15 protein-coding genes and 1 pseudogene are annotated in these 22,488 nt (G+C 69.1%); 8 read left to right on the top strand and 8 right to left on the bottom strand.

Annotation, left to right across the window (positions count from 1 at the left end):
• Positions 1 to 8 precede the first annotated feature (8 nt).
• Complete coding sequence (locus tag AC0Z36_RS08405; protein WP_485462095.1) at positions 9 to 1,448, bottom strand: putative Ig domain-containing protein; 1,440 nt, start codon at positions 1,446 to 1,448, stop codon at positions 9 to 11.
• Positions 1,449 to 1,845: 397 nt separating this feature from the next.
• On the opposite strand from AC0Z36_RS08405, the gene AC0Z36_RS08400 reads away from it, so the two are divergent.
• The 3 genes from AC0Z36_RS08400 (at position 1,846) to AC0Z36_RS08390 (ending at position 6,036) form a co-directional block, all read left to right on the top strand.
• Positions 1,846 to 3,543 carry an alkaline phosphatase family protein gene (locus AC0Z36_RS08400; protein ID WP_485462094.1) on the top strand — a complete coding sequence of 566 codons (1,698 nt, stop codon included), beginning with the start codon at positions 1,846 to 1,848 and terminating at the stop codon, positions 3,541 to 3,543.
• 121 nt (positions 3,544 to 3,664) lie between these two features.
• Positions 3,665 to 5,026 (top strand): MFS transporter, encoded by a 1,362-nt coding sequence (locus AC0Z36_RS08395; RefSeq protein ID WP_485462093.1) that lies wholly within the window; start codon positions 3,665 to 3,667, stop codon positions 5,024 to 5,026.
• Positions 5,023 to 6,036 (top strand): TolB family protein, encoded by a 1,014-nt coding sequence (locus tag AC0Z36_RS08390; RefSeq protein ID WP_485462092.1) that lies wholly within the window; start codon positions 5,023 to 5,025, stop codon positions 6,034 to 6,036. Before AC0Z36_RS08395 ends, AC0Z36_RS08390 begins: the two co-directional genes overlap by 4 nt.
• Before the next feature lie 13 nt (positions 6,037 to 6,049).
• On the opposite strand, the pseudogene AC0Z36_RS08385 reads toward AC0Z36_RS08390, so the two are convergent.
• A pseudogene (locus tag AC0Z36_RS08385) lies at positions 6,050 to 6,236 on the bottom strand (dihydrodipicolinate reductase); the annotation flags it as partial.
• A gap of 85 nt (positions 6,237 to 6,321) precedes the next feature.
• A complete protein-coding gene (locus tag AC0Z36_RS08380) occupies positions 6,322 to 6,783 on the bottom strand; it encodes an SRPBCC family protein (protein ID WP_485462091.1) in 462 nt (153 codons plus the stop codon).
• A gap of 324 nt (positions 6,784 to 7,107) precedes the next feature.
• Between AC0Z36_RS08380 and AC0Z36_RS08375 the strand changes: the two genes are divergently transcribed.
• Together AC0Z36_RS08375 and pulA are read left to right on the top strand one after the other, a co-directional pair.
• Positions 7,108 to 8,832 (top strand): carbohydrate-binding module family 20 domain-containing protein, encoded by a 1,725-nt coding sequence (locus AC0Z36_RS08375; protein ID WP_485462090.1) that lies wholly within the window; start codon positions 7,108 to 7,110, stop codon positions 8,830 to 8,832.
• Between the two features lie 188 nt (positions 8,833 to 9,020).
• Entirely contained in the window at positions 9,021 to 14,420 is a 5,400-nt protein-coding gene (gene pulA / locus AC0Z36_RS08370) for a pullulanase-type alpha-1,6-glucosidase (protein WP_485462089.1), read from the top strand.
• Between the two features lie 13 nt (positions 14,421 to 14,433).
• On the opposite strand, the gene AC0Z36_RS08365 is transcribed toward pulA, so the two are convergent.
• From AC0Z36_RS08365 to AC0Z36_RS08355, 3 genes are all read right to left on the bottom strand, one after another.
• Positions 14,434 to 14,886: a flavin reductase family protein gene (locus tag AC0Z36_RS08365; protein ID WP_485462181.1), complete on the bottom strand. Its 453-nt coding sequence runs from the start codon at positions 14,884 to 14,886 to the stop codon at positions 14,434 to 14,436.
• Between the two features lie 109 nt (positions 14,887 to 14,995).
• Complete coding sequence (locus AC0Z36_RS08360; RefSeq protein ID WP_485462088.1) at positions 14,996 to 15,286, bottom strand: tetratricopeptide repeat protein; 291 nt, start codon at positions 15,284 to 15,286, stop codon at positions 14,996 to 14,998.
• Complete coding sequence (locus AC0Z36_RS08355) at positions 15,283 to 15,738, bottom strand: hypothetical protein (protein ID WP_485462087.1); 456 nt, start codon at positions 15,736 to 15,738, stop codon at positions 15,283 to 15,285. The genes AC0Z36_RS08360 and AC0Z36_RS08355 overlap by 4 nt, the downstream gene beginning before the upstream one ends.
• Positions 15,739 to 16,043: 305 nt before the next feature.
• Between AC0Z36_RS08355 and AC0Z36_RS08350 the strand changes: the two genes are divergently transcribed.
• Entirely contained in the window at positions 16,044 to 16,754 is a 711-nt protein-coding gene (locus AC0Z36_RS08350; protein ID WP_485462086.1) for a DoxX family membrane protein, read from the top strand.
• 305 nt (positions 16,755 to 17,059) lie between these two features.
• Entirely contained in the window at positions 17,060 to 17,860 is an 801-nt protein-coding gene (locus AC0Z36_RS08345) for a polysaccharide deacetylase family protein (protein ID WP_485462085.1), read from the top strand.
• Positions 17,861 to 17,873: 13 nt separating this feature from the next.
• Here AC0Z36_RS08345 and AC0Z36_RS08340 read toward each other — a convergent pair whose 3' ends face one another.
• Together AC0Z36_RS08340 and brxD are read right to left on the bottom strand one after the other, a co-directional pair.
• Positions 17,874 to 20,000 carry a DEAD/DEAH box helicase gene (locus tag AC0Z36_RS08340; protein ID WP_485462084.1) on the bottom strand — a complete coding sequence of 709 codons (2,127 nt, stop codon included), beginning with the start codon at positions 19,998 to 20,000 and terminating at the stop codon, positions 17,874 to 17,876.
• The gene (gene brxD, locus AC0Z36_RS08335) at positions 20,000 to 21,328 is read right to left on the bottom strand and encodes a BREX system ATP-binding protein BrxD (RefSeq protein WP_485462083.1); all 1,329 of its coding nucleotides are present in this window, start codon (positions 21,326 to 21,328) and stop codon (positions 20,000 to 20,002) included. Before brxD ends, AC0Z36_RS08340 begins: the two co-directional genes overlap by 1 nt.
• 361 nt (positions 21,329 to 21,689) lie before the next feature.
• Here brxD and AC0Z36_RS08330 point away from each other — a divergent pair, with 361 nt between their 5' ends.
• The gene (locus AC0Z36_RS08330) at positions 21,690 to 22,424 is read left to right on the top strand and encodes a DUF262 domain-containing protein (RefSeq protein ID WP_485462082.1); all 735 of its coding nucleotides are present in this window, start codon (positions 21,690 to 21,692) and stop codon (positions 22,422 to 22,424) included.
• Positions 22,425 to 22,488 lie beyond the last annotated feature (64 nt).

Genomic DNA, 22,488 nt, shown 5'->3' with positions numbered 1-22,488 from the left:
CGGTGGACTCAGAACCAGGAGACCGTCCACGTGAACGCCGCCGTGCCGGTCTTGCCCGCACTGTCCTTGACGGTGACGGTCACCGGGAAGGTGCCGGTCGCCCAGATGGAACCGGTGATCGTCCCGGTACTGCTGTTGACGCTGGTGCCGAACGGCAGGCCCGTCGCCGCGTAGGTCAGCGTGGCACCCGGGACCGAAGGCGTCGCCTGGATCTTCAGGTTGGCCTTCTGGTTGAACTTCGAACTCTGGTTGCCGGGGTTGACCACCGTGACGTTGCCACCCGGGGTGGTCTCCGGGGTGACGGTCCAGGTGAAGGACACCGCCGCCGAACTGGCGTTGGCCGAGTCCTTCGCGGTCACCGAGACGTTCGAACCGCCCTGCGTCGTCGGTGTGCCCTGCACGGTGCAGCCGCCGGCCGGGTTGGACAGTCCGGCCGGGAGGCCGGTGAACGTACAGGTGTACGGACCGGTTCCGGCGCTGACCGAAAGCGGCAGGCTTGCCGCACGGCCGACGACGGAGGTCTGCGCGCCGGGGTTCGCGACGACCGGCTGCGTACCGCCGCCCGGCGGGAAGGCCTCAGGCGGCAACGGCACCTTCCACAGCGGGCTGTTGGTCCCCTCGGACCCGACGAGGAGGGCCTTGCCGTCGGCGGTGTAGGTGAGCGACTCGCCCTGCTGGGCGCTCGGCAGCGCGAACTGGGTGAGCAGCACGCCGGGTGCGGAGTAGACGTACGCGTTGTTGTAGTCGCGGACCGTGAACGACCGGCCGTCGGGTGCGAAGCTGCCGTCGGTGCCGGTCAGCGTCGACGCGCCGACCCTGCTGAACGTGTTGGTCCCGGACGTGCTCAGCGTCGCCGGCCCCTGGTAGACCCCGCTCGGACCGGCCCCGGTCAGGAGCTTCGACGCGATGTAGACGCGGTTGTCGCGCGGGTCGATCATCATCGTCTCGGCGTCGTGCCTGCCGTCCGCGTAGGCGACCGTGTACGCCGTCGCCGGCACGGTGGCGTTGGCGAGTGTGTCCGGCTCGGTGAAGCGGTAGATCCTGGGGTTGTTGGAGCCGAAGTTGTCGCCGATGTCGCCGACGAACAAGGCCGGGCGGCCCTGTTCGTCCTTGCCCATGCTGATGGCCTCCCAGTCGGTGTTGGTGGCGCCGCCGACGCGCAGGACCGCGAGCGTCCTACAGGTCGCCAGGTCGAGCGCGAAGATGTCCGGGGTGCCGCCGCTGTCGTTCTGCGTGTAGACGACCCCCGGGTGCTTGACGCTCAGGGCCAGTCCGCTGGACTCGGTGATCGCGGAGTTGTTGATACCGCACAGGTTCACCGGCGGGTCGACCGCGTGCGCCGGTCCCGCACCGAAGGTCACGGTGAGCAGCGTCGCGGCGGTCAGGACGGACAGGGCGCGACCGGCGGTCGGGCCGGTGCGTCCGCGTTGCTTGAGTTGTCGATGCATGAGTCAAGGACATGGCCGCAGGTTCGCCGGGTCCAATACCGGTAGCGCATCCACCCATGATCTGACGTCATGGGTTCCGGAGAGTGACCATTCGGTTCCGGAGCGTGTGCGACTGTCAGGCCCCACGTCCCCGCGAGTGGACCGAATAGGCATGGGTCCATGCCGGCTACGTCGGGGACCCGCCCGCTGAGGTACGGAACCGCAGGTCACAGACCGGACCCGGGCAAAGGCCCCCAGCACGGCCGTTGTATGCGCGCTCTGCCTGACCCACCATGCGCCCGGTGGTCACGGCCGTCCCCGCGCCGTGCCCCTGGCGTCGCCTCCGTCCGGCGCGCGAGCAACGCCCGTTCGCAGTGTCGTTCCGGCTCCACCGGATTCATCAAGGAGGCACCCAGTCATGCTCCAACGCACCCGCAGATCGTGGTTCGCCAAGGCGGCGGCGGTCTGCGCCGGCTCCGCGGCGGCCCTGGCGTCCGGCATCGTGGCGCTGACGGCCACCCCCGCCTCGGCGGCCGCCGTCCCGCAGTACGACCACGTCGTGATCGTCGTCCACGAGAACACCAACTACGAGAACGTGATCGGGAACTCCGCGCTCCCGTACATCAACTCGCTGGTTCCCGGGGGCGCCTCGTTCACCAACTTCCACGGGGAGACCCACCCCAGCCAGGGCAACTACTTCGCGATGTTCTCCGGGGCGACCCAGGGGGCCACCTCGGACAGCTGCCCCGAGCCCGGCTCGCCGTACAGCGCGGACAACCTCGCCAAGCAGCTGGCCGACGCCGGCAAGACGTTCGGCAGCTACAACGAGGACTGGGACGGCAACAAGGCGACGTGCACCACGGCGAAGTACGCCCGCAAGCACAACCCGTGGATGGCGTTCAGCAACGTCGACATCAACACCGCGCACAAGATGACCGACTTCCCGACCGGTGCGGCCGGCTACGCGGCACTGCCCAATGTGTCCTTCGTGGTGCCGAACCTGTGCAACGACATGCACGACGCCGGCTGCGCCACGACCGGCGACACGTGGACGAAGAACAAACTGGACGGGTACGCCCAGTGGGCCAAGGCCAACAACAGCCTGCTGATCGTCACGTGGGATGAGGACGCGTTCCGCAGCCAGAACCAGATCGCCACGATCTTCTACGGCGCCAACGTCAAACCCGGTACGTACGGCACCAACTACAACCACTACAACATGCTCCGCACCCTGGAGGACATGTACGGGACCCGCACGGTCGCCAACTCCACCAGCGCGACCCCGATCACCGAAGTCTGGGGGGGCACGCCGCCGAAGCAGCCGGTCATCGCCGACCCCGGACCGCAGGCCTCCGCCAAGGGGCAGGCGGTCAACATCCCGCTCCAGGTGAGCCAGGGCACCGCTCCGTACACGTGTGCCTTCACCGGACTGCCCGCCGGACTCGGCAACCCGGGCGGCGGCTGCACCGTGGAGGGCACACCGACGACACCGGGCAACTCGAACGTCTCGGTGACCGCTAAGGACGCGGCCAACGTGGGCTCGGCGGCGGTCTCCTTCAGCTGGACCGTCTCAGACGGTGGCACCAATACGCCGCCGACCGTGACGAACCCGGGCAACCAGTCCAGCGTCCAGGGCCAGCCGGTCAGCCTCCAGATCCAGGCGGGCGGCGTCCCGGCACCGGCCTGTAGTGCCACGGGGCTCCCGGCCGGCCTGACGATCAGTCAGTCCTGTCTGGTCACCGGCACCCCGACGGCCGCCGGGAACACCAGCGCCACCGTGACCGCGACCAATGCGGCCGGCAGCGCCAGTGCGACGCTCACCTGGACGGTGACCCCCGCCCCCGGCGGCAACGTCACCGTGGTCAACCCCGGCAACCAGAGTTCGAAGTTCAACCAGAAGGCCAACCTGAAGATCCAGGCGACGCCTTCGGTCCCGGGTGCCACGCTGACCTTTGCGGCGACGGGCCTGCCGTTCGGCACCAGCGTCAACAGCAGTACCGGGGCGATCACCGGTTCCATCTGGGCGACCGGAACCTTCCCGGTGACCGTCACCGTCAAGGACAGCGCGGGCAAGACCGGCACGACCGCCTTCACCTGGACGGTCACCTGGTTCTGACACCTCGTCAGTGACATCGGCGACGCGTGAGAACTGATTCCGGCACACCGTGATCCAGCCGGTGTGCGGAGCTGTACCCCGGCCCCGCACACCGGTCCGCCCGGACGGTCCAGGAGCCCCCGTGTACCTGTCCTCCAGCCGCAGCGGCGACCTGTCCAGCGGAGTCCGCCGGGACCGCGCCGCGGTCCTGCCCACGACCGACGCCACGAGCGGCCCCGCGAGCGGCACTGCCCCCACGGCACCCACGGCACCCACGGCACCCACGGCTGGCAACCGCCGCCGGGCGGCCCGCGCCGTCGCACCCAACGTCATCGCCCTCGGCATGGTCTCGCTGGTCACCGACGTCTCCTCCGAGATGGTCACCGCGATCCTGCCGGTCTACCTCGTCCTCGGCCTGGGACTGTCACCCCTCGCCTTCGGCATGCTCGACGGCCTCTACAACGGCATCACCGCCTTCGTCCGCGTCGCGGGCGGCCACATCGCGGACCGCACCCGCCGTCACAAGCCCGTCGCCGGGACCGGCTACGCGCTGTCGGCGGTGTGCAAACTCGCGCTGTCCGCCGCCTCGACGGTCCCGGTGATCGGCGTCGTCATCGCCGCCGACCGGATGGGCAAGGGCATCAGGACGGCGCCGCGCGACGCCCTCATCTCCCTGTCCAGCCCGCCCGACGCGCAGGGCCGCGCCTTCGGCGTCCACCGCGCGATGGACACCGCCGGGGCCCTGCTCGGCCCGCCGGCCGCGCTGGCCGTGCTGTGGTTCACCGCCCAGGCGTACGACGCCGTCTTCGTCGTGAGCTTCTGCCTCGCCGCCTTCGGCGTCCTGCTGCTCGCCCTGTACGTCCGCGAGGTCCCCGGAGTCAGCAAGTCGCCCACCCGACCCCGGCTGCGTGAGGCCTTCGGGGTGCTGCGGGTCCCCGACTTCGCCCGGGTGTGCGCGTACGCCCTGGTCCTGGGCGCGGCGACGATCGGGGACGGCATGGTCTACCTGCTGCTCCAGCGCCGGGTGGGCCTCCCGCCGCACCTGTTCCCGCTGCTCCCCTTCGGCACCGCCCTCGGCTTCCTCGCCCTGGCCGTGCCCGTCGGCCTGCTCGCCGACCGGCTCGGCAGAGTACGGGTGTTCCTGGCCGGGCACGCCGTCCTGCTCGGCTGCTACCTGGCCCTGCTCGCGCCCCTGCCGCAGGCGGCGCTGGTCACCGTGCCGCTCCTGCTGCTCGGTGTCTTCTACGCCGCGACCGACGGCGTGCTCATGGCCGTCGCCGCGCCCCTGGCCCCCGCCCGGCTGCGCGGCGGATCGCTCGCCCTGGTCCAGACCGGGCAGGCGGCGGGCCGCGCTGTCGGCGCCGTCGGGTTCGGCGCGGCCTGGACCCTGTGGGGACCGCACACCGCCCTGGTCGCCGCCGCCGCCGTCCTGGCCGTCCTCTGCGCCCTCTGCCTGCTGACGGCCCGTCACTACCCCGTCAGGACTGAGGAGAACCGCCCATGACCCGTGCGACCCGGGCCACCGTGCTGGCCGTCGTCACCGTGCTCCTGATCGGGATCGCGGTCGTGTACACACTGCGCGCGGCGGACAAGTCCGCGGCAGGCCCGGAGCAGGCGTTCTCCGAGGTCACCCTCGACCAGCCGGGCCGGATCCTGTTCCGCACCACGGCGGAGGGCACGGGACGCGACCACATGGCGTCCGTCGGTCCCGGCCGGACGGCAGGACCCGGGGGCACCGACGGGCGGGCCGTCTCACCGACCACCTGCCTGGTCTTCCACGCGGCGGCCCGTACCGGCGTGTGCCTCAAACTCGCCAACGCGGCACTGCACACCTACAACGCCGTCATCCTGGACTCCCGGCTGCTCCCGGTCGCCAGCCACCAGATGGCCGGGACGCCCTCGCGCACCCGGGTCTCCCCCGGCGGTCACCTCGTCGCCTGGACCTCGTTCGTCGGCGGCGAATCGTACGCGGGCCTGGACTTCTCCACCCGTACCGCCGTCCTCGACACCCGCACCGGGCAACTGCGCGACAACCTGGAGGACTTCGCGCTCACCCGGGACGGACGCCCGTACAAGGCCGCCGACGTCAACGTCTGGGGCGTCACCTTCGCGGCCGACGAGAACCGCTTCTACGCCACGGTCGCCACGGGCGGGCGGACCCACCTCGTCGAAGGGGACCTGGCCCGGGGCACGCTGCGGACCGTCCACGAGAACGTCGAATGCCCGTCCCTGTCCCCCGACGGAACCCGTGTCGCCTTCAAGAAGCGGATCCCCGGCGCCGACCCGGACCGCCCCTGGCGGCTGTACGTCCTGGACCTGCGCACCATGGCCGAGACCCCGCTCGCCGAAACCCGCACCCTCGACGACCAGGCGGAATGGCTGGACGACCGCACCGTGCTCTACACCCTCCCGGGTGACCAGCGCGGCGACGTCTGGTCGGTGCCCGCCGACGGCGCCGGCGCGCCGCGCATGGTGGTCAGGTCCGCCCTGTCACCGACCGTCCTGCGCGGCTGACGCCGCCAGGTCCCGCTACTTCGCGGGGATCACACAGACCGAGGTCCCGGTCGAGCCCGCCGAGGCCGCCGGCTTCGCGGCCGGCCTTGGCGGGGTTCTGGCACGAGTACGCCCGTGAGTTTCAGGGCGGGGTGCGCGTCGACGGCGCGGATGGCCGCGCGGCCGACGCTGCCCGTTCCCCAGACGACCGTGGAAATCATGGCCGGCGAGTAGCGACAGGGCGTGCGGGTTCCCAGTGGTGTGACCGGAAACTCCTGTCGCACCGGGCAGTTGCCTCCCTGGTGTCTACTCCACGTTCCTGGCCAGGATGCCGAGGGTCGCGCGCAGTCCGGCTTCGGGGATGACGGGGAAGATCCCCATGGCCCGGTACGACTCCTCGATCTCGCTCCAGTCGTAGTAGGACGTCACCAGGGTCCCGGCCGCACTGGGCTCCAGGCGGTAGCCGTAGCGGTGCTTGATCGGCGGCTGGATCGCCCCGGAGATCGTCCACTCGATGAGGGCGTCCTGCTCGAACTCCGTGATTATCACGGTGACGTCGTACTTGCCGAGCGGGAAGTCGTTGAGCGCCTCCCGGTCCATGTGCACGACGAACTCGTCGCCCGCCTTCCGCACGTGGTCGCCGGCCGCGGACTGGAGCATCCCCGAACTGTCGATCGCCACGTGCCCGCGGGGGTCGCACAGGAGCGTGAACACCTGCGCGGGGGTTGCTGAGATCTCCCGCTGTACTTCGAACCGCTCTGTAGTCATGCCCGCACCCTCGCACGCCCGACGCGTCGCGGGCGAGCCGTACGCCGGCCCGGTTCGTGGCTGAACGTAACACCTACGCAAGAAGTTGCGGAAGGGATTCAAGCTCCCGGAACTGGCGATCTTCCGCCTGTGAGACCAGTTTCCCGCACAGGGTTGACCCGGCCCGGCCAGGCTCGTACGGTCTCGACCGCAATAACTTTCCGCAAAATTGCGCAAGAAATCTCACGCTTCTTCATCTCACGGTCATTCAGAGGCCGTACGGACAGCACGCGTTGCCGGACCAGGCCGCGCCGGCGTCCGTACCCCCCGCTCCCAGGAGGTCCCATGGCCCGCCGAACCGCCGGAACCCGTCGGCCGACAGCCGCAACCCTCGCCCTGCTGGCCGCCGTAGTCGGCAGCATCGGCTTCGGTGCCCCGCAGGCCCAGGCCGCGCCGCCCGGCGGCAAGGACGTCACGGCCGTGCTCTTCGAGTGGAACTTCACCTCGGTGGCCAAGGCCTGCACGACTGACCTCGGTCCGGCCGGCTACGGCTCCGTGCAGGTGTCGCCGCCGCAGGAGCGCGTCCAGGGCGACGCCTGGTGGACCGGCTACCAGCCGGTCAGTTACAAGATCGGCAGCCGGCTCGGCGACCGGGCCGCGTTCAAGAACATGGTCGACACCTGCCACGCCGCCGGGGTGAAGGTCGTCGCCGACTCGGTCGTCAACCACATGTCGGCGGGGTCGGGCACCGGTTCGGCCGGGTCGGCGTTCACCAAGTACAACTACCCGGGCACGTATTCGTCCGCCGACATGGACGACTGCCGCTCGGAGATCGGCGACGACTACCGGAGCCGCACGAACGTGCAGAACTGCGAGTTGGTCGGCCTGGCCGATCTGGACACCGGCGAGGAGTACGTCCGCAGAACGATCGCCGGCTACCTGAACGACCTGCTGTCCCTGGGCGTCGACGGCTTCCGCATCGACGCGGCCAAGCACATGCCCGAGGCCGATCTCGCGAACATCAAGTCGAGGCTCAACAATCCGCGCGCCTACTGGAAGCAGGAGACGGTCTTCGGCGCGGGCGAAGCCGTCCAGCCGGGCGAGTACACGGGCACCGGCGACGCACAGGAGTTCCGCTACGGATCAGGCCTGAAGCAGAGCTTCACCGGCGGGAAGCTCGCACACCTGAAGAACTTCGGAGAGGGCTGGGGGTTCATGCCCGGCGGCACGTCCGCGGTGTTCGTCACGAACCACGACACGGAGCGCAACGGCCAGACGCTCACCTACAAGGACGGCGCGAAGTACACCCTCGCGAACGTGTTCATGCTGGCCTGGCCGTACGGATCACCGGATGTGCACTCCGGCTACGCGTTCGGCAACACGGACGCCGGACCGCCGAGCGGCGGCCAGGTGAACGCCTGTTACAGCACCGGGTGGAACTGCGAGCACGCCTGGCCGCAGATCGCCGCCATGGTGAAGTTCCGCAACACCGCGAGCGGTTCGGCCGTCGGCGACTGGTGGGACAACGGCGGGAACACCGTCGCGTTCGGCCGCGGGAACAAGGCGTTCGTGGTCGTCAACAGCGAAACCTCCCCGGTCACCCGGACGTTCCAGACCTCCCTGGCCGCCGGTGACTACTGCGATGTGCAGAGCGGCCGGAACGTCACCGTGGACGGCGCGGGCCGGTTCAACGCCACCGTGGCGCCGAATACCGCCGTGGCCCTGCACACCGGGGCCCGGACCTGCGGCGGCGGCACCCCCGACCCGGGCGACACCGCGTCCGGGGCGTCGTTCAACGTGAACGCCGCGACCGTGCCCGGCGAGAACATCTTCGTCACCGGCGACCAGCCCGTGCTCGGCGCCTGGGACCCCGCCCGCGCGCTCAGGCTCGACCCGGCGGCCTACCCGGTCTGGCGGCTCGACGCCGCGCTGCCCGCCGGAACGTCCTTCGCGTACAAGTTCATCCGCAAGGACGCCGGCGGCAACGTCACCTGGGAGAGCGGCGGCAACCGTACGGCGACAGTGCCCGCCACCGGGAAGGTCGCACTGAACGACACCTGGCGCGGCTGACCGACCGGCACGCCCGACACGCCCGGACCAACTGCCACGTCCCGGCCGACCGCCACGTCCCGGCCATACAACAGCCCCTGACTGTCCGTCACCTCCGAGCGTCCGGCACCCCCGACTGTCCGGCACCCCCGAACGCACGCCACCCCCTGACCGCACGTGGTTCCTGATCCGGAATGAGACCCCGCAAGATGATGGGTTCACCGACCCGCCGCAGAACGGCCGCGGCCGTCACAGTCGCCCTGCTGGCTACGCTGCTGTCCGCGGCACAGACGGCGCAGTCCGCCGCCGCCGCCGGGCACAGAGTCCCGCCTCCCCCGTCCGACGACAGGCTCGCCGACGAGCCGGCCCGGCACGATCTGACGCGCGAGCAGCCCTACTTCGTGCTCCCGGACCGTTTTGCCAACGGCTCCCCCGCCAACGACACGGGCGGCCTGAACGGATCGCGCTCCGTCACCGGCTTCGACCCCACCGACAAGGGCTTCTACCAGGGCGGCGACCTCAAGGGGCTCACCGACAGGCTCGACTACATCAAGGGCCTGGGCACCACAGCCATCTGGATGGCCCCCGTCTTCAAGAACAAAGCAGTCCAAGGGGACAGCGCCGGCTACCACGGTTACTGGATAACCGACTTCACCCAGGTCGATCCGCACTTCGGCACCGACAAGGACCTGGAGAAGCTGATCGACAAGGCCCACGCCAAGGGCATGAAGGTCTTCTTCGACGTCATCACCAACCACACGGCCGACATCATCGGCCGGGAGCAGCAGAGCGGCGACTACCTCTCCAAGGGTGCGTTCCCGTACCTGACGACGGACGGCGTACCGTTCGACGACACCGAATATGCGGACGGAGTACGGAAGTTCCCCGAGGTCGGCGCCGGATCCTTCCCTTACACCCCGGTGGTCCCCCCGGCGGAGCGGAACGCCAAGACCCCGGCCTGGCTCAACGATCCGGCGATGTACCACAACCGGGGCGACTCGACCTTCGTCGGCGAGAGCGGCCTGAACGGCGACCACACCGGCCTGGACGACCTGTGGACCGAGCGTCCCGAAGTCGTCGAGGGCATGGAGCGGATCTACGAGAAGTGGGTCAAGGACTTCGGCGTGGACGGCTTCCGGGTCGACACGGTCCGGAACGTCAACATGGAGTTCTGGACCCGGTGGGCGACCGCGCTCGACAAGTACGCGGCGAAGCGGGGCCGCGACGACTTCTTCATCTTCGGTGAGACGTACTCGTCCGATCCGGCGGTCACCGCACCGTATGTGACGCGGGGCCGGCTGGACGCGACGCTCGACTTCCCGCTCCAGAACGCCCTGCGCGGCTACGCGTCGCAGGGTGGTCCGGCGAAGGCGCTGTCCGATGTCTTCGCGCAGGACTACCGCTACACCACGGACAAGGCCAACGCGTACGAGCAGGTGACGTTCCTGGGCAACCACGACATGGGCCGCATCGGCGGGTTCCTCGTCAAGGACAATCCGAAGGCGGGTGACGCCGAGTTGCTCAAGCGCGACCGGCTGGCCCACGAACTCCTGTTCCTGGGCCGGGGAAACCCCGTCGTCTACTCCGGTGACGAGCAGGGCTTCACCGGCGCGGGCGGGGACAAGGACGCCCGGCAGACGATGTTCGCGTCGAAGGTGCCGGACTACCTGGACGACGACGAGATCGGCACGGACCGCACGCACGCGACCGACGCGTACGACCAGAACCACCCGGTGTACAGGGCGATCGCGGCGCTCTCCAAACTCCGCCGGGACAATCCGGGGCTGGCCGACGGCGTGCAGACCGAACGTTCCGCCGCGGCGGGGCCCGGCGTGTACGCGTTCTCCCGTACGGATGCCAAGTCCAGGACCGAGTACGTGGTCGCGGTCAACAACACTGCTGACGTGACGTCAGCGACGTTCCCGACGGGTTCCGCGAACACCGTCTTCACGGGCGTCTACGGCACGGGCGTCGACGGCGCGGACGGCGCGGTCACGAGCGCTGCCGACACAACGGTGAGCGTACGGGTCCCCCCGTTGTCAGCCGTCGTCTACAAGGCGCAGAAGCCGCTGGGCACACCCGCGGCGAAGCCGTCGGTCACGCTGACCGCGCCCGCGGCGGGTGCCACCGGTGATGTCGAACTCTCCGCGGAGGTGTCCGGTGGTCAGCTGAACCGGGTGGTGTTCGCCGCGCAGACCGGCGACGGGAAGTGGGAGACCCTCGGTTCGGCCGACCACGCCCCGTACAAGGTCACCCAGCATCTCCCCAAGAGCATCAAGCCGGGAACGGCCTTGCGCTACAAGGCTGTTGTCATCGACTCGGCGGGGCGCAAGGCGAGCAGCACAGCGACGACGGTAAGCGGCACGCCGCTCCCCGGAACCCCACCGACCGCGACGCAGCGCGACTACGCGGTCGTCCACTACAAGCGGCCCGCAGGCGACTACGCCGACTGGCGGCTCTACGCGTGGGGTGACATCGCCGACGGTGAGTCCACCGTCTGGCCGGCCGGGCACGACTTCACCGGGCGGGACGCGTACGGCGCGTTCGCGTACGTGAAGCTCAAGCCGGGCGCGTCCACCGTCGGTTTCCTCGTCATCGACAAGGACGGCGGCAAGGACGGCGCGACCGACCGTACGGTCGACGTCGGAAAGACCGGCGAGGTCTGGGTGGAGCAGGGCAAGGACGGCCTGCTGACCGAAGGCCCGAAGCCCGGCCAGGACACCACGAAGGCCGTCGTGCACCTCAGGCGCGCCGACGGTGTGTACGAGGGCTGGGGAATCCACACCTGGGCGGGCGCGGCCGTCCCCACGGACTGGGCGAATCCGCTCAAGCCGGTGAAGACTGATGCTTTCGGGGCAGTGTTCGAGGTGCCCCTGAAGGACGGTGCCGCCAGTCTGAGTTACATCATCCACAACGGTGACACCAAGGAGTTCGCGGCGGACCGGGCCCTGGACTTCTCCACGTACGGACACGAGGTGTGGCTTTTGGACGGGACCCAGAAGTACCTCCTGCCGTCCACCGCGGGCTCCGCCGCCGACGTCGACCCCACAAAGTCGAAGGCGCAGTGGATCGACCGGGACACGGTCGCCTGGGAGACCGGGAAATCCGCAGCGAGCTACCAGTTGGTGTACGCGCCGGACGGCGGCATCACCGTCAAGGACGGCGCGCTCAGCGACGAAGGCCACTGGCTGCGGCTGAACCCGGTCAAGGACGGCCTCACCGCCGCCCAGCGGGCGAAGTTCCCGCAGCTGAAGGGTTATTCCGCCTTCACAGTCGATCCGCGCGACCGGGCCAGGGCGGACCAGGCCCGCACCGGGCAGATAATCGCCACCCAGCGGCTCGCCAACGGAGCCCTGCTCGCGGCGACCGGCGTGCAGACGCAGGGGGTTCTGGACGATGTCTACAGCGCCGCCGCCACCAGGGCGTCACTCGGCCCGGTCTTCGACCACGGCCGCCCGACCCTCTCCCTGTGGGCGCCGACCGCCCAGCGGGTCGACCTCGAGATCGACGGCCGTACGGTCGGCATGAAGCGGGACGCCGCCTCCGGCGTGTGGTCGGTGACCGGCCCGGAGGGCTGGTCCGGCAAGCCCTACCGCTATCTCGTGAAGGTCTGGGCGCCGAGCGTCCGGCAGGTCGTCACCAACGCGGTGACCGATCCGTACTCGACGGCCCTCACCACCGATTCGGCCCGCAGTCTTGTCGTCGACCTCCGCGACCCGCGGCTGGCTCCGCCCGGGTGGGCCACCCAGCAGAAGCCGGCCGCCGTCCCGCTGCGCGACGCGCAGATCCAGGAACTCCACGTGCGCGACTTCTCCGTCGCGGACCGCACGTCGAAGCACCCCGGCGAATACCTGGCGTTCACCGACACGGCGTCAGACGGCATGAAGCACCTGCGGGAGCTGGCCGCCGCGGGCACGTCGTACGTCCACCTCCTGCCCGTCTTCGACATCGGGACGATCCCCGAGCGGAAGTCCGACCAGGCGTCCCCGTCCTGTGACTTGAAGGTGTTCGCGCCCGACTCCGCGCAGCAACAGGCGTGCATCGCGAAGACCGCCGCGAAGGACGCGTACAACTGGGGCTACGACCCCCTGCACTACACGGTCCCGGAGGGCTCCTACGCGAGCGACCCCGAAGGGACGCGCCGGACGGTCGAGTTCCGCCGGATGGTCCAGGGCCTGAACGACTCGGGCCTGCGCACGGTCATGGACGTCGTCTACAACCACACGGTGGCGAGCGGCCAGGACGAGAAGTCCGTACTCGACAAAATCGTGCCTGGTTACTACCAGCGGCTGCTCGCCGACGGGACTGTGGCGAACTCCACCTGCTGTGCGAACACCGCGCCCGAGAACGCCATGATGGGCAAGCTCGTGGTGGACTCGGTCGTCACGTGGGCGAAGGAGTACAAGGTCGACGGCTTCCGCTTCGACCTGATGGGCCATCACCCGAAGGAGAACATCCTCGCGGTCCGCACGGCGCTCGACGCCCTGACGCCCGCGAAGGACGGGGTCGACGGCAGGAAGATCATCCTGTACGGGGAGGGCTGGAACTTCGGCGAGGTCGCTGACGACGCCCGGTTCGTCCAGGCCACCCAGAAGAACATGGCGGGTACGGGTGTCGCGACCTTCTCCGACCGCTCCCGCGACGCCATCCGCGGCGGCGGCCCCTTCGACGGGGACCCGGGCGTGCAGGGCTTCGGATCCGGGCTGTTCACCGACCCGAACTCCTCAGCGGCGAACGGGACTCCGGCCGAACAGAAGGCCCGACTGCTGCACTACCAGGACCTGATCAAGGTGGGCCTGTCCGGCAACCTGGCCGGGTATTCCTTCACCGACTCGTCCGGCCGTACGGTCAAGGGTTCCGAGGTCGACTACAACGGCTCCCCCGCCGGATACGCGGCGGTGCCCGGTGACGCGCTGTCCTACGCGGACGCGCACGACAACGAATCACTTTACGACGCGCTCGCGTTCAAGCTGCCGCCGGGCACGAGCGCGGCCGACCGGGCCCGTATGCAAGTACTCGCCATGGCCACCGCCGCGCTGGCGCAGGGGCCTTCGCTCTCCCAGGCCGGCACGGACCTGCTGCGGTCCAAGTCCCTGGACCGGAACTCCTTCGACAGCGGCGACTGGTTCAACGCCGTCCACTGGGACTGCCGGGACGGCAACGGCTTCGGGCGCGGACTGCCACCCGCGGCCGACAACAAGGACAAATGGCCTTACGGGAAACCACTGCTGACGGACCGTACGCTCACACCCGGCTGCGCGGAGATCAACGGCACGTCCGCCGCCTACCGGGACCTGCTGAAGGTGCGCACCACCGAGCCCGCGTTCTCGCTGGCCACCGGGGGCAAGGTCCAGTCGGCGCTGTCCTTCCCGCTGTCCGGCGGCGGCGAGACGCCCGGGGTCATCACGATGGAACTCGACAAGCTGGTGGTCGTGTTCAACGCCACGCCGCGGGCGCAGACCCAGGAGGTGCCCGGACTGACCGGTGCCGCCTACGCGTTGCATCCGGTGCAGGCGGCCGGGGCCGATCCGGTGGTGAAGTCGTCCTCCTATGGGAAGGGCGTGTTCAGCGTCCCCGCCCGGACCGTCGCGGTCTTCGTCCGGGACTGACCCGCGCGGGGCGCTACCGCGGGCCCGCGGGCGGGCCCGACGCGAGGTAGCCGCCGTCGTGGAAGATCAACGCCGGTCCCGGCCGGTCCCAGTGGGTGAGCACGGTGCCCATCAGCATCAGGTGGTCACCCGCCGGGACCAGCCGGCCGCGACGGCACAGCAGGGTGGCCACCGTGCCGTCGAGCAGCGGCAGACCGTGAGGACCGATCCGTACGCCGACGTCCTTGAACCGGTCGCCGGGCCCCGCGAACCGTTGGGCCAGTCCGCACTGCCCGGCGGCCAGGACGTTCACCGCGAAGTACGGCGCCCGGGCGAACACGGGGCGGCTCGCCGCCGACTTCCGCAGGCACCACAGGACAAGCGGGGGCTCCAGCGAGAGGGAGGTGAAGGAGCTGACCGTGATGCCGACCGGCGTGCCGCGGTGCGCGGTGGTCACCACGGTGACGCCCGTCGCGAAGCGGCCCAGGACGGTGCGCAGCGCGCGCTACTGTCCGAGCGCGTCGGGCGTCCGGATGCCGGTGGTGCTCACGCCGTCACCACCAAAGACACTTCGCCCGTACGGGATTCAACGCCGCTCACGCCGTCACCGCCGCTGTCCGGCACTCGGCCATCGCGGCGCGGATGTCGGGGTCGTCGGGGTCGTCGGGGTCGTCGGGGTCGTCGGGGTCGTCGGGGGCCAGGCTCAGCGCGGACTCCAGGTCGGCGAGCGCCTCGTCCCACCGCTGCGCCGACTTGTGCACCATCGCGCGGTTGAAGCGCAGGTCGGGGGCGTCCGGGTCGAGTTCCACCGCGCGCCGCAGGTCCGCCAGCGCCTGTGCCAGGTCGCCGTCCTCGTAGGCGGTGCCGGCCCACCGCGCGCGGGTCACGATTTGCTGAGCCGCACCGTGTCTCCGGAACGGCCGCCTGCGACGACGTCGATCCGTACGCCCGCGGCCTGGTCGGTGAAGGACTGACCGGGGGCGTACGCGGCCAGGTCCAGGGCGATACAGCCGGCGGGCTGGCCGCCCTGGGCGAAGATGGACTCCTGGAGGACGGCGAAGAGCGGGTTGTCGGTGAACCCGGTCAGCCCCACCAGCTGCTGGAGGAATGTGCCGGTCAACTCCCCCTGTGCGTCGAGTGCTTCGTCCAGCAGCCAGTGCACCCGCTCGAAGCCGTCACCCATGCCGAAGGCGAGGCCGAGGGTGCGCAGTCTGCGGGCGGTGAGGCGGTCGCCGTCCGGGAGGCGCACGTCGGTGGCGGTGAGCAGGTCGGCGATCCGGCGCAGCAGGGCCGCGTCATGCGGGTAGCGGTCGTAGTACTCCAGTACGCGGTTACGCACCCGCGGGTAGGTGCGCGCGTAAAGGTCGTCGGCGGGGTCCGGTGATCCCCTCGCGGAAGCGTCAGTAATATTTCACATTGCACTGCCATTGCCAAGAGTCTCCCGCAGGGAGCTTCCCGGACGCGGATCAGGCGTGGCTCCCCCGCCTCCGGTCGGCGGCAACCATCCGTTGCACCCGGGCGGGCAAGCCGCTAGGCCCTGGGTCCGGCACCGCGCACCCGGGATGGTGATGACACGGCGCGGGCAGCTCGCACGTCGGCCGACCGCCGGACACCAGCCCGGCGTCACACCAGGAGGCAACCGAGATGGCCACGTCCCAGGACCACCGCCCGAGCGCACGCTTCCACCGGTCCCACCGCGCGGCCCCGGTGGGCACCACCCGCACCGCGGGCACCAACGCCACCAACGCCACCAACGCCACCAACGCCACCAACGCCACCAACGCCACCAACGCCACCAACGCCACCAACGGGACTGTCCGCTCCGCGCGCTCACCGGTCCGGGCCGCCGACGCGGCGATCGCCGGATTGCGGGTCCTGCTGGGCTTCGTCTTCCTGTGGGCGTTCCTCGACAAGATGTTCGGCTTCGGATACGCCACCGCGGACGGCAAGGGCTGGGTGGACGGCGGCTCGCCGACCAAGGGCTTCCTGTCCCACGTACACGTCGGCCCGATGGCCTCGACGCTGCGCGGCTGGGCCGGTGACACGTGGGCCGACTGGTACTTCATGCTGGGTCTGCTCGGAGTCGGCCTCGCGCTGATCCTCGGCATCGGGCTGCGCCTCGCGGCCGTGGCGGGCACCCTCATGATGGCCTTCATGTGGATCGCCGAATGGCCACTGGCCAAGCACCTCGACAGCGGCGCACCGAGCATGTCCACGAACCCGTTCGCCGACTACCACCTCGTCTACGCGCTCGCCCTGGTCGCCCTCGCAGTCTTCGCGGTCCGCAGCCGGCTGGGCCTGGGCGCCCGCTGGAACCGGCTCCCGATCGTGGACCGCAACCGCTGGCTGCTCTGAATCCGCCGGAACCCGGCCGGGCCCGTCAAAGTGACGGCGTCCGGCCAGTTCCTGTTTTTCCGGTCGGATGGAAAAGGCGGCAACAGCAGAGACCCTGGAAACGCGCCGGGAGTTCCTCCCGACCGACAGGTTCCGGGACCGGCGAGTCCGCGCACCGCGATACGCGCGGGGCAGGACAGTCCCCCGCCCGGCATGGCGCACCCTAAAACAACGCAAAGACACCGCAGGTCAGGAACCTCCTTGTCGTTTGTGAGCGTGTTCTGAAAGGACAACACCCGTACGCGAACAGAACTTGGAGTCCCGCTGTGACACGGCCGTCCACACACCGCACCCTGCGTCGTCTGCCCGCGATCGCCGTAGCCGGAGCACTCGCCTTCGGCGGGGTCGCCTGCGGTTCCGGGTCCGACAACCCACCCCACAGGGAAGGCTCGGCGGAGGCCGTACAGACACCCACGGACGCCCCGGGTTCCGCCGACCCCGCCGCGTCGATCCCACCACCGCTGGTGTCCGACGTGCTTGTCCGCACCACCGCGGGCGGTGGGCGCACGGTGGCGCTGACCTTCGACGACGGCCCGAGCCCGCAGTGGACACCCCAGGTGCTGGCCCTGCTCAGGCAGTACGGCGCGAAGGCCACGTTCTGCATGCTCGGCCCCAACGCCAAAGCCAACCCCGCGCTGGTCAAGAAGGTCGTCGCGGACGGCAACCGGTTGTGCGACCACTCGGTGACCCACGACGAGGGCATGTCGAAACGCCCGGTGTCCCGGATCAAGTACGAGATCGCCACCGCCCACGACCAGATAGCCGCCGCTGCGGGCCCCGGCGTCCGGATCGACTGGTTCCGCGCACCGGGCGGCGACTGGTCACCGCAGGTCCGCGCGATGGCGGCGGGTTACGGCATGCGCTCACTCGACTGGTCGGACGACACCCGCGACTGGCAGCGCCCCGGCGCCGACAAGATCCTGGCCAACGCGCAGAAGGAACTGAAGCCGGGCGGGGTGATACTCATGCACGACGCCGGGGGCGAGCGCTCCCAGACGCTGGCAGCCCTGAAGCAGTTGCTGCCGTGGCTGGTGAAGGAGGGCTACAAGTTCGACTTCCCGGCGTAGCAGGCTCCAGACCTTAACCGCTCACGATGTGCAGCCGGACCGGCTCCTTCAACGCGGCGGACGCCCCGTCGAAGTCCGCCAGCCGCGCCGCGACCGTCGCAACGGCCAGCCGTTCCGGCAGCGCTGCGGAAAACTTCAACCCCCGTACAGCACGCGGGTCAACACTCGGCAGCACCAGGCCGTCACCGGCGCTCACATGCGCGCTGCGCCACATATCGAGTGTCAGATCTTCACGGAGCCGGACATACGAGTCAGTCGGCCGTTGCACGGGGTCGGCGACCGACGAAAGAGTCGCGGCGAGCGTGGCGTTGGCCCGGAACCCCGCCCAAGTCCACCAGCGAACGTCGGTTCCAGTGCGGGTGATGAGCGTGCCCGCCGGGTGCACGCTGTCCGGCGCTTTCTCGTCGCGCAGTTCCTGGAGGCACGCCTCGGCCCGCCGTGTCAGGTTGACGGACGGGTCGGCGCCCAACAGCACATCGCGCATAGAACGCGTCAGATCGTACGAGAGTCCGGCGATCCCGTTACCCGTCCACTTGGCGACTCCCCCGCCATCTGCGGGTTCCACAAAGGCCCGCTTCCTCCCCCAGTCGATGAAGGTGACCTGCCAACTCCTCCCGCCGAGCAGCAGACGACGGGGGCCTGCACATTCCTCGGTAAGTACCGAAGGGTCGGTCTGCCCGATCTCCGTACGTCCCGACAGCACCGTGAACTGCGGAGGTGCGGTGAACGATGCAGTCAGGTCGATGAAGTGCCGGTGCCCGAAACGCCGTTCCGCCTCCGGACCGATGAAGAGCAGACTGCCGTCCTCGTCGAGGAATCCCTCTCCGACCAGATGTCGCACGATGGGCTCGGCTGAACGGTCGAAAGGTGCTAGCCCGTTCCATTCCCGATCCCAGAGTCTGTCGCCGACCTTGTGCTGTTGCAGGACTACGGCAAGCAGTTGCTGCGCCACCAAGTGCCGGGGCTCGGGCGGGGGGATGACGGGCTCAACCCACCCGCGTCCCCAAAGCAGGAGCAGCCCTGCCGACTGGAGCAAGGTCTCCTCCCGGGTCGCCAGGAACAGACAGTTTCGTACGCTGCCCGCCCGCCGCCCTGTTCGGCCGATGCGCTGCAGGAACGAAGCGACGGTGCCCGGCGCGTCGATCTGGATGACCCGGTCCAGGTCACCGACGTCGATGCCGAGTTCAAGAGTGGAAGTGGAAACAATGACGCAGTCGCGGGCCTCCGCGAACGCCAGTTCCGAGCGGGCCCGCTCTTCGACGGACAAAGAAGCGTGCGAGAGGAAGGTCGTGATGCCGCGGATCCGCAGATCCGCTCCGAGTTGTTCGACCTGCCGACGGGAGTCACAGAAGACGAGCCGCTTTTCGCCGCGGTGCAGGATGGAGATGAGTTTCGCCGCGTTCTCCAGCGAGCCGACGTAGTCGAGTTCCACCTCACCGGCGGGCCGGGGATCAATGGGTGTCACCGCCTGGTCGGGTGCGACGACCTGCCCGGGGCGGCTGCCCGCTCCCGAGCCCTGAAGCCACGTCAGCAACTGCTGCGGGTTGCCGACCGTTGCCGACAGGCCGATGCGCTGGATGGCCCGGCCGGTGATCCGCTCAAGCCTTTCCAGTACGGCCAACAGGTGCCAGCCCCGGTCGTCCCCCGCGAAGGCATGCACTTCGTCCACGACCACCGCACGGATGGAACCGAGCATCCGCGCGTGGTCGGTCTTGATCCCGATGAGCATGGCCTCAAGAGACTCGGGGGTGGTGAGGAGGATGTCCGGCGGTTCCGCGCGGATGCGCTTGCGCTGTGACTCCTTGGTGTCCCCGTGCCAGAGCTCCGCACGCCGACCGATCCACTGCGCGTACGAGTCGACCCGGGTGACCAGGTTGTTGAGCAGCGCCTTGAGCGGACACAGGTACAGCACGGACGTGCCGGTCCAACGCTGCGCGGCCATCGCCGAAAGCAACGGGAAGCACGCGGCTTCAGTCTTGCCGCCCGCGGTCGGCGCGAGCAGGACGGCGTCCTGACCATCCATCAGCGGATCGATCGCGGCGCGCTGCAACGGACGCAGATCGGGCCAGCCGAGGGTGTTCACGATGTGGTGCAGCACCACCGGATCGAGCCGGTCCAGGGGGTCTGCCGGCTGCGTCATCACAGGTCCAGGTCGATGTCGTCTGCCGAGCCGGAAGCCGCCAGATTCCGTTCCGTGTCCGTGAGTTCGCTTCCGGAGAGAGTCAGTCTGTAGTGCCTTCGCGGATCGAAGTCGTCGAACTGGTCGATGCGGTCCAGCACATCGCCGACCAGTTTCTTCAGGAACAGCCGCGGTGCCACACCCACCTTGCCGCCGAGTGCGCCCCCGACCGCTGCGGCGAGATCCGCGATGTACTTGTCGTCCGCAAGGGCTTTGATCCGGCCAGGCGCAGCGGCTGATTCCGCGTACAGGTCACGGATCGTGATCCCGAGGCCGATGAGCGAGTCCAGATTGAATCCAGGCAGTCGCACCTGTACGGCGCGCGGATTGTCGAAGCGCGGGTCGGTGGTGAAATCCGTGGCGAGCCGCTGGGCCAGTGGGGCGAGTCGCTGGACGCCCTGTTGTCCGTCATAGAAGGCGGGAGTTCCGGTGATCACCAGGTAGAGGCCGGGGAACCGGCCGGAGTGCACTTCGTCGATGAGCTGGCGCAGGGCGTTGAGTGCCTTGTCCCGCGCGTCGGAGCGTACCCGCTGAAGGGTTTCGACTTCGTCGAGCACGACGAACAGTCCCGCGTGTCCGGAGTCCCTCAGCACGGTGAGCAGGCCCTGCAGGAACCCGAAGGCGCCAAAGTGGTCCAGATCGCCGCGTACGCCGGCGCTTCTGCGCGCGGACGCCGCCACATGGGGCTGCCCGCCCAGCCAGGCCAGCACGGCGGCAGCAGTGCTTTCGTCCCCCGCTTCGAGGGCCGCCCGGTAGCCGCGCAGGGCGGTGGCGAACGACGGGGCGTGCCGGGAGACCTCAGCCAGCCGGGCCGCGAGCAGTTGCTCCACCTCGCCCGGCAGATCCTCTTCCGAGGCCCCGGCGGCCAAAGCGTCCTCTTCCAACGCGTAGAACCAGGCGTCCACCACGGAGCGCAGTGCACTCGGCGGGAAGCTGGAAGTGGCGAGGCGCTCGGTGAGACGGCGGTAAACGGTCTCCAGCTTGTGCAGCGGCGTCTCGGTCTCCGAAACCTGGATCTCAGCGACGGCGAAGTTGCGGCGTTTGGCGCGTTCACCGAGCCAGCGGGTGAAGAACGTCTTTCCGGACCCGTACTCGCCCCGTACGGCCTTGAACACCGATGCCCCGGAGGAAACAGCGTCCAACTCTGCGTCAAGGGCGGTTTCGAAACGGCCGAGCCCGGTGGCGAGCAGGTCGAGCCCGTTCTCGGGCACGGCACCGCGGCGCAGCGCGTCGATCACGTCGCGACGGCGGGCCGCGCTGACGGGGACGGAGGAGTTGCTTGTGCTCACCCGGACAGTCTCCCATTGATCATGTGACAGGGAAGGCCGGTGTTCACGATGCCGTCGCCACGTGAAACAGCCGATACAGCAGATACAGCAGATACGGCAGATACGGCAGATTGCCGTTCGTTTTCGCATAACCAAGCTGCTCCATAAATCGGAATTTACGGAGGAATTCAGACATTCACGACCTGCCCGTGAGGTATTTGCTCTATAAAATGGCAAAAAATTGGCGTTCGGTCGGCATTTACGCAATAAGGCACCGCCCGCCGGCCGCCGGAGGCGTGGCACCGCCCAATCACCTTGACATGCTGGTGACTTCTGGGCTGAGATTCGCCGTTGAGGATCAAAATCCAGGGGGAATCCTTCAGTGGCACTCGACAGTCCCAAGTTGCGGGAAGTTCTGCAGCACATCAAGGCCGGCAAGCTCCAACTGCCCGACTTCCAGCGGGAGTGGAAGTGGGACGACGAGCGGATCCGGGCACTCCTCGCGACGGTGACGCTTGATTACCCCCTGGGTGTGGTGATGACCCTGGAGACCGACGGGAAACCGCCCTTCAAGGCACGGCCGCTGACTGGTTCAGACGTACCGGCCGGGCACGTCCCCGCACAGCTTCTGCTGGATGGCCAGCAGCGCCTCACGTCGCTCTTCCAGGCACTCCAGCTGAACCGGCCCGTGGAGACGGTGGACGCGCGGGGGAAGAAGTTGCGCCGCTGGTACTACATCGACATGGCCCGGGCCGTCGACAAGGCCGCCGACCGTGACGACGCGGTGATTTCCGTGCCCGAAGACCGGATCCTGCGTGCGGACTTCGCCCGCAAGGTACGTCTCGACCTGAGTTCCCCGGAGCTGGAGTGCGCAGCCGGCTATTTCCCCTTGAACCTGGCCTTCGACACCGACGCGACCAGCATCTGGCAGCAGTGCTTCGTCGGCGCTGACCACAAGAACTGGGGCGTCTGGGCACAGTTTCAGGAACGGGTACTTGAAAACATCAAATCCTTCCAAGTCCCTATGATCAGACTCGCTGCCAACACGACGAAGGATGCCGTGTGCGCGGTGTTCGAGCGGGTCAACCTCGATTCGTCAGTGGGGTCTGATTACTGACTGAACCGGTAGGTTGCCCGTAATGTCCCCAGCCGTTCGGGGACGGGCCGTCGCGTGACGCCGC

The organism is Kitasatospora sp. UYEF31 (assembly GCF_057291755.1).
The sequence above is the reverse complement of the archived record's forward strand: the minus strand, read 5'-3'. Positions and strand labels throughout refer to the sequence as shown.